Source organism: Escherichia sp. E2586 (assembly GCF_005781105.1).
GTDB lineage: Bacteria > Pseudomonadota > Gammaproteobacteria > Enterobacterales > Enterobacteriaceae > Escherichia.
On the sequence record NZ_VATN01000002.1, the window covers coordinates 13,938 to 30,312 of the forward strand.

General features: G+C 50.7%; 13 protein-coding genes, 7 tRNA genes and 1 pseudogene. 14 read left to right on the forward strand and 7 right to left on the reverse strand.

Translation table 11 applies throughout. The features are described from left to right. The first annotated feature begins 72 nt into the window (after positions 1-72). Positions 73-159, forward strand: coding sequence for a fur leader peptide (uof, locus tag FEK50_RS01360; protein ID WP_010380762.1), 87 nt, complete (start codon positions 73-75; stop codon positions 157-159). After that, positions 152-598 (forward strand): ferric iron uptake transcriptional regulator, encoded by a 447-nt coding sequence (fur, locus tag FEK50_RS01365; protein WP_000131706.1) that lies wholly within the window; start codon positions 152-154, stop codon positions 596-598. The genes uof and fur overlap by 8 nt, the downstream gene beginning before the upstream one ends. A 256-nt stretch (positions 599-854) precedes the next feature. On the opposite strand, the gene chiQ is transcribed toward fur, so the two are convergent. The 4 genes from chiQ to nagE all read right to left on the reverse strand — a co-directional run bounded on the left by chiQ (position 855) and on the right by nagE (position 7,030). Beyond that, the gene (gene chiQ, locus FEK50_RS01370) at positions 855-1,181 is read right to left on the reverse strand and encodes a ChiQ/YbfN family lipoprotein (protein ID WP_131162590.1); all 327 of its coding nucleotides are present in this window, start codon (positions 1,179-1,181) and stop codon (positions 855-857) included. Positions 1,182-1,230: 49 nt separating this feature from the next. Then, on the reverse strand, positions 1,231-2,637 hold the full coding sequence (gene chiP / locus FEK50_RS01375) for a chitoporin (RefSeq protein WP_131162589.1): 1,407 nt from the start codon (positions 2,635-2,637) through the stop codon (positions 1,231-1,233). A gap of 578 nt (positions 2,638-3,215) precedes the next feature. Continuing rightward, positions 3,216-4,880 (reverse strand): glutamine--tRNA ligase, encoded by a 1,665-nt coding sequence (glnS, locus tag FEK50_RS01380; protein ID WP_130209822.1) that lies wholly within the window; start codon positions 4,878-4,880, stop codon positions 3,216-3,218. Between the two features lie 203 nt (positions 4,881-5,083). Continuing rightward, on the reverse strand, positions 5,084-7,030 hold the full coding sequence (nagE, locus tag FEK50_RS01385) for a PTS N-acetyl glucosamine transporter subunit IIABC (protein WP_131162588.1): 1,947 nt from the start codon (positions 7,028-7,030) through the stop codon (positions 5,084-5,086). Between the two features lie 333 nt (positions 7,031-7,363). Here nagE and nagB point away from each other — a divergent pair, with 333 nt between their 5' ends. The 4 genes from nagB (at position 7,364) to nagD (ending at position 11,403) form a co-directional block, all read left to right on the forward strand. After that, positions 7,364-8,164, forward strand: coding sequence for a glucosamine-6-phosphate deaminase (gene nagB, locus FEK50_RS01390; RefSeq protein ID WP_001237072.1), 801 nt, complete (start codon positions 7,364-7,366; stop codon positions 8,162-8,164). A gap of 61 nt (positions 8,165-8,225) precedes the next feature. Continuing rightward, positions 8,226-9,374, forward strand: coding sequence for an N-acetylglucosamine-6-phosphate deacetylase (nagA, locus tag FEK50_RS01395; protein ID WP_131162587.1), 1,149 nt, complete (start codon positions 8,226-8,228; stop codon positions 9,372-9,374). Between the two features lie 8 nt (positions 9,375-9,382). Then, on the forward strand, positions 9,383-10,603 hold the full coding sequence (gene nagC / locus FEK50_RS01400; RefSeq protein WP_130260227.1) for a DNA-binding transcriptional regulator NagC: 1,221 nt from the start codon (positions 9,383-9,385) through the stop codon (positions 10,601-10,603). A 47-nt stretch (positions 10,604-10,650) separates the two neighbouring features. Beyond that, complete coding sequence (nagD, locus tag FEK50_RS01405; RefSeq protein ID WP_000153129.1) at positions 10,651-11,403, forward strand: ribonucleotide monophosphatase NagD; 753 nt, start codon at positions 10,651-10,653, stop codon at positions 11,401-11,403. Between the two features lie 50 nt (positions 11,404-11,453). Here nagD and FEK50_RS24680 read toward each other — a convergent pair. Next, positions 11,454-11,552: pseudogene (locus FEK50_RS24680) on the reverse strand (hypothetical protein); the annotation flags it as partial. A 256-nt stretch (positions 11,553-11,808) separates the two neighbouring features. On the opposite strand from FEK50_RS24680, the gene asnB reads away from it, so the two are divergent. Beyond that, positions 11,809-13,473 (forward strand): asparagine synthase B, encoded by a 1,665-nt coding sequence (asnB, locus tag FEK50_RS01410; protein ID WP_131162586.1) that lies wholly within the window; start codon positions 11,809-11,811, stop codon positions 13,471-13,473. Between the two features lie 41 nt (positions 13,474-13,514). Here the strand turns inward: asnB and FEK50_RS01415 are convergent, their stop codons facing one another. Beyond that, positions 13,515-13,952, reverse strand: a complete 438-nt coding sequence (locus FEK50_RS01415; protein ID WP_131162585.1) for a hypothetical protein — start codon at positions 13,950-13,952, stop codon at positions 13,515-13,517. Between the two features lie 331 nt (positions 13,953-14,283). Here FEK50_RS01415 and FEK50_RS01425 point away from each other — a divergent pair. The 7 genes from FEK50_RS01425 to FEK50_RS01455 all read left to right on the forward strand — a co-directional run bounded on the left by FEK50_RS01425 (position 14,284) and on the right by FEK50_RS01455 (position 14,986). Continuing rightward, a tRNA-Met gene (locus FEK50_RS01425) sits at positions 14,284-14,360 on the forward strand. Between the two features lie 7 nt (positions 14,361-14,367). Beyond that, positions 14,368-14,452: transfer RNA gene (locus FEK50_RS01430), tRNA-Leu, on the forward strand. Positions 14,453-14,475: 23 nt separating this feature from the next. After that, positions 14,476-14,550 (forward strand) — tRNA-Gln (locus tag FEK50_RS01435). A 34-nt stretch (positions 14,551-14,584) separates the two neighbouring features. After that, positions 14,585-14,659: transfer RNA gene (locus FEK50_RS01440), tRNA-Gln, on the forward strand. Between the two features lie 15 nt (positions 14,660-14,674). Further along, positions 14,675-14,751: transfer RNA gene (locus FEK50_RS01445), tRNA-Met, on the forward strand. Between the two features lie 48 nt (positions 14,752-14,799). Further along, positions 14,800-14,874, forward strand: a tRNA-Gln gene (locus FEK50_RS01450). Positions 14,875-14,911: 37 nt separating this feature from the next. Beyond that, a tRNA-Gln gene (locus FEK50_RS01455) sits at positions 14,912-14,986 on the forward strand. Positions 14,987-15,139: 153 nt separating this feature from the next. Here the strand turns inward: FEK50_RS01455 and ubiF are convergent. Next, complete coding sequence (gene ubiF, locus FEK50_RS01460) at positions 15,140-16,315, reverse strand: 3-demethoxyubiquinol 3-hydroxylase (RefSeq protein ID WP_130260229.1); 1,176 nt, start codon at positions 16,313-16,315, stop codon at positions 15,140-15,142. Between the last annotated feature and the right edge of the window lie 60 nt (positions 16,316-16,375).

The following is a 16,375-nucleotide window of genomic DNA, read 5'->3' on the forward strand; positions in this document are numbered from 1 at the left end:
AGCTAAGCCACGTTTTTATTAACAATATTTGCCAGGGACTTGTAGTTTTCATTTAGGCATGGCAAATCTATAATGATACGCATTATCTCAAGAGCAAATTCTGTCACTTCTTTTAATGAAGTGAACCGCTTAGTAACAGGACAGATTCCGCATGACTGATAACAATACCGCCCTAAAGAAAGCTGGCCTGAAAGTAACGCTTCCTCGCTTAAAAATCCTGGAAGTTCTTCAGGAGCCGGACAACCATCACGTCAGTGCGGAAGATTTATACAAACGTCTGATCGATATGGGTGAAGAAATTGGTCTGGCTACGGTATATCGTGTACTGAACCAGTTTGACGACGCCGGTATCGTCACCCGCCACAATTTTGAAGGCGGTAAATCCGTATTTGAACTGACTCAACAACATCACCACGATCACCTGATCTGCCTCGACTGCGGAAAGGTTATCGAATTTAGTGATGAATCTATCGAAGCGCGTCAGCGTGAAATTGCCGCGAAGCATGGCATTCGCCTGACTAACCATAGTCTCTATCTTTACGGTCACTGTGCCGAAGGCGATTGCCGCGAAGATGAGCACGCGCACGAAGGCAAATAAGCCAGCCTGAACGAAAAAAACCAACCTGCGGGTTGGCTTTATATTGTTGGCATAATGCGCTTTGTTCGTGCCGGATGCGGCGTGAAAGTCTTATCCGGCCTACAAATCATCTCAAATTCAATATATTGCATAAAAAGGTAGGCCTGATAAGCGCAGCGCATCAGGCAAATTGGCGTTTGCCATAAGTATCAAGCCAACCTTCAGGTTGGCTTTTTTATACAAGGGAAATAAGAAAAGTAAGAGTTACAGCCCTCACTTATTTGTTATTACTGCGAATTTCCTGCCAGACCTTATCACAATCGGCTTTCACTGCCTGGTCATTACCGGTTTGCGTTGCCTGGATGCACTGCTGATAATCCAGCACGCGGACACTTTCCTGTTCGGCAAATTGCTGATGTTGTTTCTCTTTCTTCAGCACGTTTAACACGCTCTGACAGGCTTCAATTTTTTCCGGCGAACCTTGCGCGGTATTGATACAGGCGCTGTACGCCTCTTTCAGGCGGCTGTCTTCCTGTGGTGCGGTTGATTGCGCACAAGCCACCAGCACCGATGCCATCATGGCGATGAGAATCAGTTTTTTCATAGCGAATTCCTCAAATGTGCGGCAGGCACAAAACCTGCCGCGTCGGGCATCAGAAGATGGTGAATGGTGCGATTACCATGAATTTCACGTCGCGCTCATCCTGGAAGATGTTACCGTAACCGCCGCCCCAGCTTGGGATGTCGGAGTGGTTGTCGTATTCGGTGAAGTGCAGTTTGAACATCGTGCCCTTGGCACGACCGTCCTGAATGGTGTAGACCGCATCCAGGCTGTATGCAGACTCTTCAATAGTCCGGTTCTTGTCGTAGTACGCATCCGGATTGCTCTGCCAGGTCGCAGGTTTAGCATCCCATGCGTAAACGTAGGAAGCGCCGATGGCGAAGCCTGGAAGATTCCAGTTTTTCAGGTCATACATCGCGCCGAAGAAGACCGCTTTTTCGCCGTTGGCGTTAAAGTCAGAACGGTTATCCCACCAGATATCCAGGCGACCGTTCGAGGAAGCGTAGGTTGGCGTCATACGTTGCAGGAAGTATCCCTGCTGACCGTCAGCTTTAACCCAGGTGCCTTCCAGACGCAAATCCACCACGTCAGCCGCCCGGTAACCAAAGGTCAACGCTTGCAGCCAAGCAGTGCCATCGTAAAGATCGTTGACGCTGCGATCGTCAACTTTATCGCGCGTACCGTAGAACTGGTAGCTGGTGGTTAACGGGCTACCGGCGATATCAAATTTGTAGCTAGCTTTGGCAAAATACTGATCGATATACCCTTCCGCCTGACCAAACGCCGCTTCCAGCACGAAGTTATTTTTGAAGTCGTATTTCGCACCGATGGAGTGCAGATAATCAACTTTAGTGGTTTTATCGTTCTGATAAAACTCATCCATTTCCAGATGCCACGGCGCTTTGTATTCGTTGGTCCACATGTAGGAGAAACTCAACGCACCAGCATCGCCGTAATCAAAATTGGCCCCGGCTTCCGCGCCCTGATAGGTACCCGGCATAAAGCTCCAGTGCGGCGCTAACAGCGTTTGACCAGTTGGCTGAATGTAACCTGCCCTCGCCCACACAGGACCGTATTTAAATTTGGCCGCTGCTTTATACAGGCTTATACCGCTTTTATCGCCGGACCAGTCTTCGTCATAGGCTTTATTACTTTTCGAAAACGCGATTTCGTTCGGGTGTGAGCTGTCGCCGTTTTCCGCCATTTCAATCGCCGTAAACGCGGCAATATCAAGGCCGAACATATCAGCAGCATAACCGGACTGAAAATCGAGGTTGGCATTCCAGGTGGAGTGAGAAAGGTTGGTTTTGTATTTGTCGCCGTCGGTAACATCTTTACGGTCGCGTTCACGCTGCCAGTAATAGATACCGCCGGTTAAGGTTGAATCGTCGATGAATCCTTCGGCGCGAGCCTCCGGCATTGCCACCAGGCCCGACATTGCTGTAACACCGGCGATAGCCAGCGCCAGCGTACTACGTTTGCCACTAAACGTACGCATGGGTTAATCCTCTTTGACGTATAAATTGCTGCACCACAGGTGAACAGCGAAAAAAATAAAAATTAAAAAAGTAGCGTTGAGAAAAGTCTCGCTGACTACAGGAATAGACTATTTTTCGCGACGCGAATTATCAATCTCTTTCTGTAACGAGAATGTAAGAACATGAGCAACCGCACATATTTTGATGATTTTTGTTACAAGGTTTAAATGTGTACCAGGCGAGCGGGTAGAAGAAAAAATATGTGGCTTTCCAGTAAGATGAAAGGGGTTACATTTAAATTAATTATAATTTGTGATTTTAAATTTGTTGCATGAATAAATTGCGAAGCGAAATTAATTCGCGAAGAAAAGCAGAAAAAACGCCGCTGAACGCGGCGTTTTGAATTGTTTGCATGTTTCTTGCCGGATGCGGCATGAACGCCTTATCCGGCCTACAAAAGCACGCAAGTTCAATATATTGCAGAGATCACGTAGGCCTGATAAGCGTAGCGCATCAGGCAGTTTAGCGTTTGAAACTGTTTGTCTGTTCCTTGCCGGATGCGGTGTAAACGCCTCACCCGGCCTGGTAGAACTTAAAATTACTCGCCTACTTTCGCCCAGGTATCACGCAGCCCAACGGTGCGGTTAAATACCGGTTTTTCCGCTGTGGAATGGCGGCTGTCGAGGCAGAAGTAGCCTTCACGCTCAAACTGGAATGCTTTACCTGCCACCGCATCTTTCAGAGACGGTTCAGCAAAGCCCTGTTTGATGACCAGAGAATCCTGGTTAATCACCGACAGGAAATCATCCGCAGCGCCTGGATTCGGCACACTGAACAGACGATCGTACAGGCGGATTTCAACCGGCAGCGCATGTGCCGCGCTTACCCAGTGAATAACGCCTTTGACTTTACGACCATCAGCCGGATCTTTGCTTAAGGTGTCGGCGTCATAAGTACAGAAGATAGTGGTGATATTGCCTTCGGCATCTTTCTCCACGCGTTCCGCTTTAATCACGTAAGCATTACGCAGACGCACTTCTTTACCCAGCACCAGACGTTTGTACTGCTTGTTAGCTTCTTCGCGGAAATCGGCGCGATCGATCCAAATCTCACCGCTAAACGGTACCTGACGGCTGCCCATTTCCGGTTTATTCGGATGGTTCGGCATGGTAACCATTTCGCCTTCGCCCTGATAGTTTTCGATAACCAGTTTCACCGGATCGATAACTGCCATTGCACGCGGCGCGTTCTCGTTGAGGTCTTCACGAATGCAGGATTCCAGCGACGCCATCTCAATGGTGTTGTCCTGCTTGGTCACGCCAATGCGTTTACAGAACTCACGAATAGAAGCCGCAGTGTAACCACGACGACGCAGACCGGAAATGGTCGGCATACGTGGATCATCCCAACCTTCTACGTGCTTGTCGGTGACCAGTTGGTTCAGCTTACGCTTGGACATCACGGTGTATTCCAGATTCAGGCGCGAGAATTCGTACTGGCGCGGATGAACAGGAATGGTGATGTTGTCCAGTACCCAGTCGTACAGACGACGGTTATCCTGGAACTCCAGCGTACACAGAGAGTGCGTAATGCCTTCCAGCGCATCGCTGATGCAGTGGGTGAAGTCGTACATCGGGTAGATGCACCACTTGTTGCCGGTCTGGTGGTGTTCAGCAAACTTAATGCGGTACAGCACCGGATCGCGCATCACGATAAACGGCGAAGCCATGTCGATTTTCGCGCGCAGGCAGGCTTTACCTTCTTCAAAACCACCGGTACGCATTTTTTCGAACAGCGCCAGGTTCTCTTCAACGCTGCGGTCGCGGTACGGGCTGTTTTTACCCGGCTGCGTCAGAGTGCCACGATATTCGCGGATCTGTTCCGGCGTCAGCTCATCGACATACGCCAGGCCTTTATTGATCAGTTCAACAGCATAGGCGTGGAGCTGATCAAAATAATCGGAGGAGTAACGGACGTTACCAGACCAGTGAAAACCTAACCACTCTACGTCGTTTTTGATCGACTCGACGTACTCAATATCTTCTTTTACCGGGTTAGTGTCGTCGAAACGCAGGTTGCACTGGCCTTTATAGTCCTGGGCGATCCCGAAGTTCAGGCAGATAGATTTCGCATGGCCAATATGCAGATAGCCATTCGGCTCCGGCGGGAAACGGGTGTGTACTGTGGTGTGCTTACCACTGGCCAGATCTTCATCGATGATCTGACGAATAAAGTTAGTCGGGCGGGCTTCTGCCTCACTCATCGTGGATTCCTCAAAGCGTAAACAACGTATAACGGCGTATGATCTTATAAGCGGGACAGGCTGACAACTGTTAGTTAGAGAAAATCGAAAAATCTAACAGAGATTATGGGGATGATTGATGAAAAAAAAAGCGGCAGAGAAGATCTCCACCGCTTGTCATTGTTGGATGCGACGCTCAAGCGTCGCATCAGGCATAAAGCAGATTACTTTTTGATTTCATACAGCGGTGTTTGACCCGCCACAACATGGCCCTGAGCTTTAATGATCAAGCCACTGAAATCGTCGATATTGCTGCAAACCACCGGGCTAATCATCGAACGGGCGTTAGCGTTCAGGTAATCCAGATCCATTTCCAGAATCGGTTGCCCTGCGCTTACCTGCGCGCCCTCTTCCACCAAACGTTTAAAGCCTTTACCTTCCAGCGCTACGGTGTCGATACCCATGTGGACGACAATCTCCGCGCCTTTTTCGGTTTCCAGGCAGAACGCGTGGTTGGTGTTGAAGATTTTCACGATGGTTCCCGCCGCTGGTGCTACAACGATCTTATCCGTCGGTTTCACCGCCACACCGTCGCCCACAGCTTTGCTGGCGAACGCTTCGTCTGGCACCTGATCCAGTGCGACAACATCACCGGTAATTGGCGATACCAGCTCAGCGATAGACACTGCGTTTGGTACAGCCTGCGGTTTCGCTACCGGAGCGGCAGTTGCCGGAGCAGCTTCAGCAGAAGCAGCAGCTACCGGGCCACGAGCAACGACTTTCTTCATCGCATCGCCGATGGATTCTGCTTTCGCGCCGACAATCACCTGGATGGTCTGTTTGTTCAGTTTCACCACACCAGAAGCACCCAGACGTTTACACATCGCATCGTTGACACGTGCTGAGTCAGCCACAGTCAAGCGCAGACGAGTAATACAGGCGTCAATCGCTTTTAGATTGTCACTACCACCAACTGCCGCAATGTAGTTGGTTGCCAGTTGAGTTAAGCCTTCTTCGGTATTGCTGTTCGCTTCTTCAGTAACGATCTCGTCATCTTTATCTTCACGACCTGGCGTTTTCAGGTTGAACATACGGATAACCGCACTGAACACCACAAAGTAGATAACGAAGAAAACAACGCCCATCACCAGCAGCATCCAGACGTTCTGGCTGGCTGCTGGCAGGTTGTACATCAACGCGTAGTCGATAGCGCCCGCAGAGAAGGAGAAGCCCGCGTGGATCCCCAGCAGCGTTGCCACAAACAGACTGATACCGGTCAGCAGTGCGTGCAGGAGGTACAGCAACGGCGCAAGGAACATGAACAGGAATTCCAGCGGCTCAGTCACACCTGTCAGGAACGCGGTGATAGCAACAGAAAGCAGCATCCCGCCAACCATCGGGCGACGCTCTTTCGGTGCTGCGAAGTACATCGCCAGCGCCGCACCTGGCAGACCGAACATCATGATCGGGAAGAAGCCAGACATGAACATCCCCGCAGTGCCGTCGCCCGCATAGAAGCGGTTGATGTCACCGTGGAAAACCGTACCCGCAGAGTTGGTGAATTCACCAATCTGGAACCAGGCGATGGTGTTCAGTACCTGATGCAGACCGGTTGGGATCAGCAGACGGTTGATGAAGCCAAAGATACCGGAACCCAGCGCGCCCGCAGAAACGATCCACTCGCCGCCTGCATGGATAGCGTGCTGTACCGGCGGCCAGACGTAACCAAAAATGGCTGCCAGCACCAGGCAGAAGAAGCCGGTGGCGATCGGCACAAAACGTTTGCCGCCGAAGAAGCTCAGGAAGTCCGGCAGTTTAATATCAGACCAACGGTTATAGGCTGCACCACCGACCAGACCGGTAATGATACCTGCCAGAACCCCCATGTTAATTTCTGGGTTGATGGTCACCATCGCTTTAGTTAACACAAAGTAACCAACCGCACCCGCCAACGCAGCTGCACCTGCACTGTCTTTGGACCAGCTGGAGGCCACGCCGATCGCAAAGATCAACGCCAGGTTATCAAAAATCGCGCCGCCTGCCTGGGCAATAAACGCAACATTAAGTAAATCTGGCTGGCCGAATCGCAGCAACAGTGCCGCCACCGGCAGCACCGCGATAGGGAGCTGTAACGCCCTACCGAGTCGCTGGAAAAAACCTAAAATATTCATCTTATTCCCCCTACGAGAACCCTATTTGGCTCGTTTAAAGCCGTATCTTTATTTTGCAGCAAATTGTACTGCCGATGTTCTGTAATCATATTGTTAGATCATCTGCTACAGAGTTTGTGAAAATTTAATTCGTACCGCAAATTAAACGCGCGTCTTTTGTGAGTTTTGTCACCAAATATCGTTATCATTACTCCCTTTTACTGGCTAAACCAGAAAACTTATTTTATCATTCAAAAAATCAGGTCGGATTGACGCCTGTCTGCGCAAAACCAGGTTACGCTTAAAGATGCCTAATCCGCCAACGGCTTACTTTTTACTTACTTGAGGTGAATAATGAGACTGATCCCCCTGACTACCGCTGAACAGGTCGGCAAATGGGCTGCTCGCCATATCGTTAATCGTATTAATGCGTTCAAACCGACTGCCGATCGTCCGTTTGTGCTTGGCCTGCCGACTGGCGGCACGCCGATGACCACCTATAAAGCGTTAGTCGAAATGCATAAAGCAGGCCAGGTCAGCTTTAAGCATGTTGTCACCTTCAACATGGACGAATATGTCGGTCTGCCGAAAGAGCATCCGGAAAGCTACTACAGTTTTATGCACCGTAACTTCTTCGATCACGTTGATATTCCAGCAGAAAATATCAACCTTCTCAACGGCAATGCCCCAGATATCGACGCCGAATGCCGCCAGTATGAAGAAAAAATCCGCTCTTACGGTAAAATCCACCTGTTTATGGGCGGTGTAGGTAACGACGGTCACATTGCATTTAACGAACCGGCCTCTTCTCTTGCCTCTCGCACCCGTATCAAAACCCTGACACATGACACTCGCGTCGCAAACTCTCGTTTCTTTGATAACGATGTTAATCAGGTGCCAAAATATGCGCTGACCGTAGGTGTGGGTACACTGCTGGATGCCGAAGAAGTGATGATTCTGGTGCTGGGCAGCCAGAAAGCACTGGCACTGCAGGCTGCCGTTGAAGGTTGCGTTAACCACATGTGGACCATCAGCTGTCTGCAACTGCATCCGAAAGCCATCATGGTGTGCGATGAACCTTCCACCATGGAGCTGAAAGTTAAGACTTTAAGATATTTCAACGAATTAGAAGCAGAAAATATCAAAGGTCTGTAATTGTTATCCCTGCCCTGACGCCTTGCTCAGGGCATTATTATTTTTGAAATCGGGGGTCGGAATGTATGCATTAACCCAGGGCCGGATCTTTACCGGTCATGAATTTCTTGATGACCATGCAGTTGTTATCGCTGATGGCCTGATTAAAAGCGTCTGCCCAATAGCGGAACTGCCGCCAGAGATTGAACAACGTTCACTGAACGGGGCCATTCTCTCCCCCGGTTTTATCGATGTGCAGTTAAACGGCTGCGGCGGCGTACAGTTCAACGATACCGCTGAAGCGGTCAGCGTGGAAACGCTGGAAATCATGCAGAAAGCCAATGAGAAATCAGGCTGCACTAACTATTTGCCGACGCTTATCACCACCAGCGATGAGCTGATGAAACAGGGCGTTCGCGTGATGCGTGAGTACCTGGCAAAACATCCGAATCAGGCATTAGGTTTACACCTGGAAGGCCCGTGGCTGAATCTGGTAAAAAAAGGCACCCATAATCCGAATTTTGTGCGCAAACCTGATGCCGCGCTGGTCGATTTCCTGTGTGAAAATGCCGATGTCATTACCAAAGTGACGCTGGCACCGGAAATGGTTCCAGCAGAAGTGATCAGCAAACTGGCAAATGCCGGGATTGTGGTGTCTGCCGGTCACTCCAATGCAACGTTGAAAGAAGCGAAAGCCGGTTTCCGCGCGGGGATTACCTTTGCCACCCATCTGTACAACGCGATGCCGTATATTACGGGCCGTGAACCGGGCCTGGCGGGCGCGATCCTCGACGAAGCTGACATTTATTGCGGTATTATCGCTGATGGCCTGCATGTTGATTACGCTAACATTCGCAACGCCAAGCGTCTGAAAGGCGACAAACTATGTCTGGTTACCGACGCCACCGCGCCAGCCGGGGCCAACATTGAACAGTTCATTTTTGCGGGTAAAACAATATACTACCGCAACGGACTTTGTGTGGATGAGAATGGCACGTTAAGTGGTTCATCCTTAACCATGATTGAAGGCGTGCGTAATCTGGTTGAACATTGCGGTATCGCACTGGATGAAGTGCTGCGTATGGCGACGCTCTATCCGGCTCGTGCGATTGGCGTTGAAAAACTTCTCGGCACGCTCGCCGCAGGTAAAGTGGCCAACCTGACCGCATTCACACCTGATTTTAAAATCACCAGGACCATCGTTAACGGTAACGAGGTCGTAACCCAATAAGAGAAAGTATGACACCAGGCGGACAAGCTCAGATAGGTAATGTTGATCTCGTAAAACAGCTTAACAGCGCGGCGGTTTATCGCCTGATTGACCAGCATGGGCCAATCTCGCGAATTCAGATTGCTGAGCAAAGCCAGCTTGCCCCCGCCAGCGTAACCAAAATTACGCGTCAGCTTATCGAACGCGGGCTGATCAAAGAAGTTGATCAGCAGGCCTCCACCGGAGGCCGCCGCGCTATCTCTATCGTCACCGAAACCCGCAATTTCCACGCAATTGGCGTACGTCTCGGTCGCCACGACGCCACCATCACCCTGTTTGATCTCAGCAGCAAAGTTCTGGCAGAAGAACATTACCCGCTACCGGAACGTACCCAGCAGACGCTGGAACATGCCCTGCTGAATGCCATTACTCAGTTTATTGATAACCACCAGCGCAAGCTGCGGGAGCTGATCGCCATTTCAGTGATCCTGCCAGGGCTGGTCGATCCGGACAGCGGCAAAATTCACTACATGCCGCACATTCAGGTGGAAAACTGGGGGCTGGTTGAAGCACTGGAAGAACGTTTTAAAGTGACCTGTTATGTCGGCCACGATATCCGCAGTCTGGCGCTGGCAGAGCACTACTTCGGTGCAAGTCAGGATTGCGAAGACTTCATTCTAGTGCGTGTCCATCGCGGAACGGGGGCCGGAATCATCTCTAATGGGCGCATTTTTATTGGCCGCAACGGCAACGTCGGTGAAATTGGCCATATTCAGGTCGAACCGCTGGGTGAACGCTGCCACTGCGGTAACTTTGGCTGCCTGGAAACTATCGCTGCCAACGCTGCCATTGAACAACGGGTGTTGAATTTATTAAAGCAGGGCTACCAGAGCCGTGTACCACTGGACGATTGCACCATCAAAACAATCTGCAAAGCCGCGAACAAAGGCGATAGCCTGGCCTCGGAAGTGATCGAGTATGTCGGTCGTCATCTGGGCAAAACCATCGCCATTGCTATCAACTTATTTAATCCGCAAAAAATTGTTATCGCTGGTGAGATCACCGAAGCCGATAAAGTGCTGCTCCCTGCTATCGAAAGCTGCATTAATACTCAGGCACTGAAGGCGTTTCGCACTAATCTACCGGTGGTACGTTCTGAGCTGGATCACCGCTCGGCAATCGGCGCTTTTGCGCTGGTAAAACGCGCCATGCTCAACGGTATTTTGCTCCAGCATTTGCTGGAAAATTAATGTGCTTTTATAGTGGCGCTTATTGTTGTCAATATTCTGGGTAGTCCATGACCATTAAAAATGTAATTTGCGATATCGACGGCGTGCTGATGCACGATAACGTCGCCGTACCGGGTGCAGCGGAATTTTTGCACGGGATTATGGATAAAGGCCTGCCGCTGGTGTTGCTGACCAACTATCCTTCGCAGACCGGGCAAGATCTGGCGAACCGCTTTGCCACTGCCGGTGTCGATGTGCCGGACAGCGTGTTTTATACCTCCGCGATGGCAACCGCCGATTTCCTGCGTCGCCAGGAAGGCAAGAAAGCGTATGTGGTGGGCGAAGGCGCGCTGATTCATGAGCTGTACAAAGCTGGTTTTACGATTACCGATGTGAACCCTGATTTTGTGATTGTTGGCGAAACACGCTCCTACAACTGGGACATGATGCATAAAGCGGCCTATTTTGTCGCTAATGGTGCACGCTTTATCGCCACCAACCCGGATACTCACGGACGCGGTTTTTATCCCGCCTGTGGCGCGCTGTGCGCGGGCATTGAGAAAATCTCCGGACGTAAACCGTTCTATGTTGGTAAGCCGAGTCCGTGGATCATCCGCGCGGCATTAAACAAAATGCAGGCGCATTCGGAAGAAACGGTGATTGTCGGCGATAACCTGCGTACCGATATTCTGGCGGGCTTCCAGGCCGGTCTGGAGACGATTCTTGTGCTCTCCGGCGTTTCGTCGCTCGACGATATCGACAGTATGCCGTTCCGCCCAAGCTGGATTTACCCGTCAGTCGCTGAAATCGACGTTATCTGAATAGCAACCACGTCTCAGGGCGTGGTTGATATTGATGACAAACGCCAAACTGCCTGATGCGCTACGCTTATCAGACCCACGCAGCTCCTGCAATATATTGAATTTTCATGATTTTGTAGGCCGGATAAGGTGTTAACGCCGCATCCGGCATGAACAAATCTCACTTTGTAAGCGATTTGGTTTCTTATCCCCCCACAAAATATATCCATTCAATAAAACCTGCCAAAAATTATCGATCCATCAATAAACACATCACTACACCAGACCTTTTTTCACTAATCGACAATCACCATTACGTTTTTTATTTTTTCACCGTCAAATCGCTTGCGCACAGTGCTGCTTTGCGGCATTTTTTTAAACAAGCAAACACAACAAGCAACAAATACCAGGTTAACGGAGAAGGTTATGTGTTCAATTTTTGGCGTATTCGATATCAAAACAGACGCAGTTGAGCTGCGGAAGAAAGCACTCGAGCTGTCACGCCTGATGCGTCATCGCGGCCCGGACTGGTCCGGTATTTATGCCAGCGATAACGCCATTCTCGCCCACGAACGTCTGTCAATTGTTGACGTTAACGCGGGGGCGCAACCTCTCTACAACCAACAAAAAACCCACGCACTGGCGGTAAACGGTGAAATCTACAACCACCAGGCATTGCGCGCCGAATATGGCGATCGTTACCAATTCCAGACCGGGTCTGACTGCGAAGTGATCCTCGCGCTGTATCAGGAAAAAGGGCCGGAATTTCTCGACGACTTGCAGGGCATGTTTGCCTTTGCCCTGTACGACAGCGAAAAAGATGCATATCTGATTGGTCGCGACCATCTGGGGATCATCCCACTGTATATGGGGTATGACGAACACGGTCAGCTGTATGTGGCCTCAGAAATGAAAGCCCTGGTGCCAGTATGCCGCACGATTAAAGAGTTCCCGGCGGGGAGCTATTTATGGAGTCAGGACGGCGAAATCCGTTCTTATTATCATCGCGACTGGTTCGACTACGATGCGGTGAAAGATAACGTGACCGACAAAAACGAGCTGCGTCAGGCGCTGGAAGATTCCGTTAAAAGCCATCTGATGTCAGACGTGCCTTACGGCGTGCTGCTCTCGGGTGGTCTGGATTCCTCAATTATTTCCGCGATCACCAAGAAATACGCCGCCCGTCGCGTGGAAGATCAGGAACGCTCTGAAGCCTGGTGGCCGCAGTTGCACTCCTTTGCTGTAGGTCTGCCGGGTTCACCGGATCTGAAAGCAGCCCAGGAAGTGGCAAACCATCTGGGCACTGTACATCACGAAATTCACTTCACTGTACAGGAAGGTCTGGATGCCATCCGCGACGTGATTTACCACATCGAAACTTATGATGTGACCACTATTCGCGCTTCAACACCGATGTATTTAATGTCGCGTAAGATCAAGGCGATGGGCATTAAAATGGTGTTGTCCGGTGAAGGTTCTGACGAAGTGTTTGGCGGTTATCTTTACTTCCACAAAGCGCCGAACGCTAAAGAACTGCATGAAGAGACGGTGCGTAAACTGCTGGCCCTGCATATGTATGACTGCGCGCGTGCCAACAAAGCGATGTCAGCCTGGGGCGTGGAAGCACGCGTTCCGTTCCTCGACAAGAAATTCCTCGACGTGGCGATGCGTATCAACCCGCAGGATAAAATGTGCGGCAACGGTAAGATGGAAAAACACATCCTGCGTGAATGTTTTGAGTCGTACCTGCCTGCAAGTGTTGCCTGGCGGCAGAAAGAGCAGTTCTCCGATGGCGTCGGTTACAGTTGGATTGACACACTGAAAGAAGTGGCGGCACAGCAGGTTTCTGATCAGCAACTGGAAACAGCCCGCTTCCGCTTCCCATACAACACGCCGACCTCAAAAGAAGCGTATCTGTACCGGGAGATTTTTGAAGAACTGTTCCCGCTTCCGAGCGCCGCTGAGTGCGTACCGGGCGGTCCTTCCGTCGCTTGTTCTTCCGCTAAAGCGATCGAGTGGGATGAGGCGTTCAAGAAAATGGACGATCCTTCTGGTCGCGCGGTTGGTGTTCACCAGTCTGCATATAAATAAGACGTGTAATATTGCCCCGGAGAAATCCGGGGCAATTTCAGTTACTGGGGAGCTTGTTGATTCTGATACGCAGTGAGGAAATGTTCCGGATTTGCTACATCGCTGTCAGATAACTCATTATTGTAAACGACTGACCAGGTTGCCGATTCCTCCGGGATATGCAGGCTTCCATTTCCCTCTTTCAGGCGTAATAACTCAAAAGATTCACCCTTGATTATAGCGGTATAAGATTTCTCACCTTCCTGCAATACTTTTACTTTGCAGCGAAAAATCTGACCATCGATATCATTATCAACATGCGATACCTGAACGAGTGCCTCATTAGACGCTTTCGGCCCGATTCGCATCATCCACACCACAGCGCCTTCCTGCCCACGATAGCCAAAAACATATTTACCGATTTCCGGTTTGACCGTATCGGCAAACGCGGATTGCATAAGTAATAAGACACCCATCAACATCGTCATAAAACGCAGCATAGTATTCCCTCAATAAATCGCCTGAAGTGATAGCAGAGATGCAGGCGTAGCGATCCCTGCCCTGTCCTGTTGCAACGGGCCAGTATTTCATAGATTAATTTCCCACCACTATTGTTGAATTCCGAATTTCATCCTGTATGACAAAAGAATGGCTGTAGGGCGGGGGAAAAACACAAAGTAAACAATAATTGACGAATATAGCGCCACGCTGTTCGCAACCTAACCAAACAGTCACTTTCGAGCAATTTTCCTTGAAAAAGAGGTTGACGCTGCAAGGCTCTATACGCATAATGCGCCCCGCAACGCCGATAAGGTATCGCGAAAAAAAGATGGCTACGTAGCTCAGTTGGTTAGAGCACATCACTCATAATGATGGGGTCACAGGTTCGAATCCCGTCGTAGCCACCATCTTTTTGCGGGAGTGGCGAAATTGGTAGACGCACCAGATTTAGGTTCTGGCGCCGCAAGGTGTGCGAGTTCAAGTCTCGCCTCCCGCACCATTCACCAGAAAGCGTTGTACGGATGGGGTATCGCCAAGCGGTAAGGCACCGGTTTTTGATACCGGCATTCCCTGGTTCGAATCCAGGTACCCCAGCCATCTTCTTCGAGTAAGCGGTTCACCGCCCGGTTATTGGGGTATCGCCAAGCGGTAAGGCACCGGTTTTTGATACCGGCATTCCCTGGTTCGAATCCAGGTACCCCAGCCATCGAAGAAATAATCTGGCTACGTAGCTCAGTTGGTTAGAGCACATCACTCATAATGATGGGGTCACAGGTTCGAATCCCGTCGTAGCCACCAAATTCTGAATCTGTCGAATAGATTCGGCAAATTCAAAAACAAATTTGTTGGGGTATCGCCAAGCGGTAAGGCACCGGATTCTGATTCCGGCATTCCGAGGTTCGAATCCTCGTACCCCAGCCAATTTATTCAAGACGCTTACTTTGTAAGTGCACCCAGTTGGGGTATCGCCAAGCGGTAAGGCACCGGATTCTGATTCCGGCATTCCGAGGTTCGAATCCTCGTACCCCAGCCACATTAAAAAAGCTCGCTTCGGCGAGCTTTTTGCTTTTCTGCGTACATTCAATGTCGAATGCGATGTTGATACGTCTTATCCTTCAATGTCGGATGCGACGCTGGCGCGTCTTATCCGACCTACGGTTGGCATGCATCCGGCAATGTTGTAAGGCTACAACCCTAACGCATATTTCAGCGCCTGACGTTTCAACACGCCAGCACGCTCCGCAGCCATTAATCCGAGATTACGCACAAAACGCAGCGGCGGCAGATTATTGCTGAATCCGGCATAAAACAGATCCATACCGCTTTGCATAATGAAGTTATCCGCCATGCGCCGCATCTGGTAACGCTTGAGCACAGGATAACTGGCCCACGCTTCGCCATAGCTGCGGGCGTTGACCAGAACATCAATCAGGGCATCAACATCACGATAACCAAGATTCACTCCCTGCCCCGCCAGCGGATGGATGGTATGCGCGGCATCGCCCACCAGCGCAAGCCCTGGTTGCACATACTGCAACGCATGGCGTCGCGTCAGCGGAAACGCACCTGCGGCAAGCGGCGTCACGTAACCCAGACGCGACGGGAAATGTTTCTCGATTTCCGCCTGTAACTGCACCATATTCATATTCTGCAACTGGCGAATGCGCGCCGGAGAGTCATACCACACCAGCGATGCCCAGTTATCAAACAGCGGCAGAAACGCACGCGGTCCGTCCGGGGTAAATTGCTGCCAGGTGCTGTCGCCGGGATCGTTCTCACACTGTACGCTAATCAACATACACGACTGCGCATACTGCCAGGCATGAACGCCAATTCCCGCCATCTGCCGCACCTGCGAATTTGCGCCGTCGGCACCAATCACCAGTTTCGCGCGGATCACTTCGCCGCCCTTCAGTTCCAGCTCCTGAAGATCATTATGGCGATGCAGCGCAATCAGCGAGGTTGGCACACGTAACGTCACGTTCGGATGCGCTTCCAGCGCCTGCCACAGCGCCTGTTGCAGGACAGTGTTTTCTACCATATAGCCCAGCAACGGTAACTTAAGTTCAGCGGCGTCAAACGCCACATGCGCCGTTTCCCACTCCCAGGTTTCCAGTCTGCGGTAAGGATGGCAACGCATAGCCTGTACTGCATCCCAGACGCCTAAACCTTTAAGCAATGATACCGAAGCCGCACTAATCGCCGAGATCCGCACATCCGGCTGGCTGTCAGCGACAAACGGCGCAGGTTCTGCGTGCTCGATTACCGTTACCGAAAATCCGTGCTGTGCCAGTCCCAGCGCCAGTGCACCGCCGACCATTCCTCCGCCGACAATGGCAATTTCCGTTGGTTGATTTGTCATGGTCAATCATCCTGTTAGCAATATGCTTTAAGTTTACAGGATTTTTACCCCCAAGGGCTG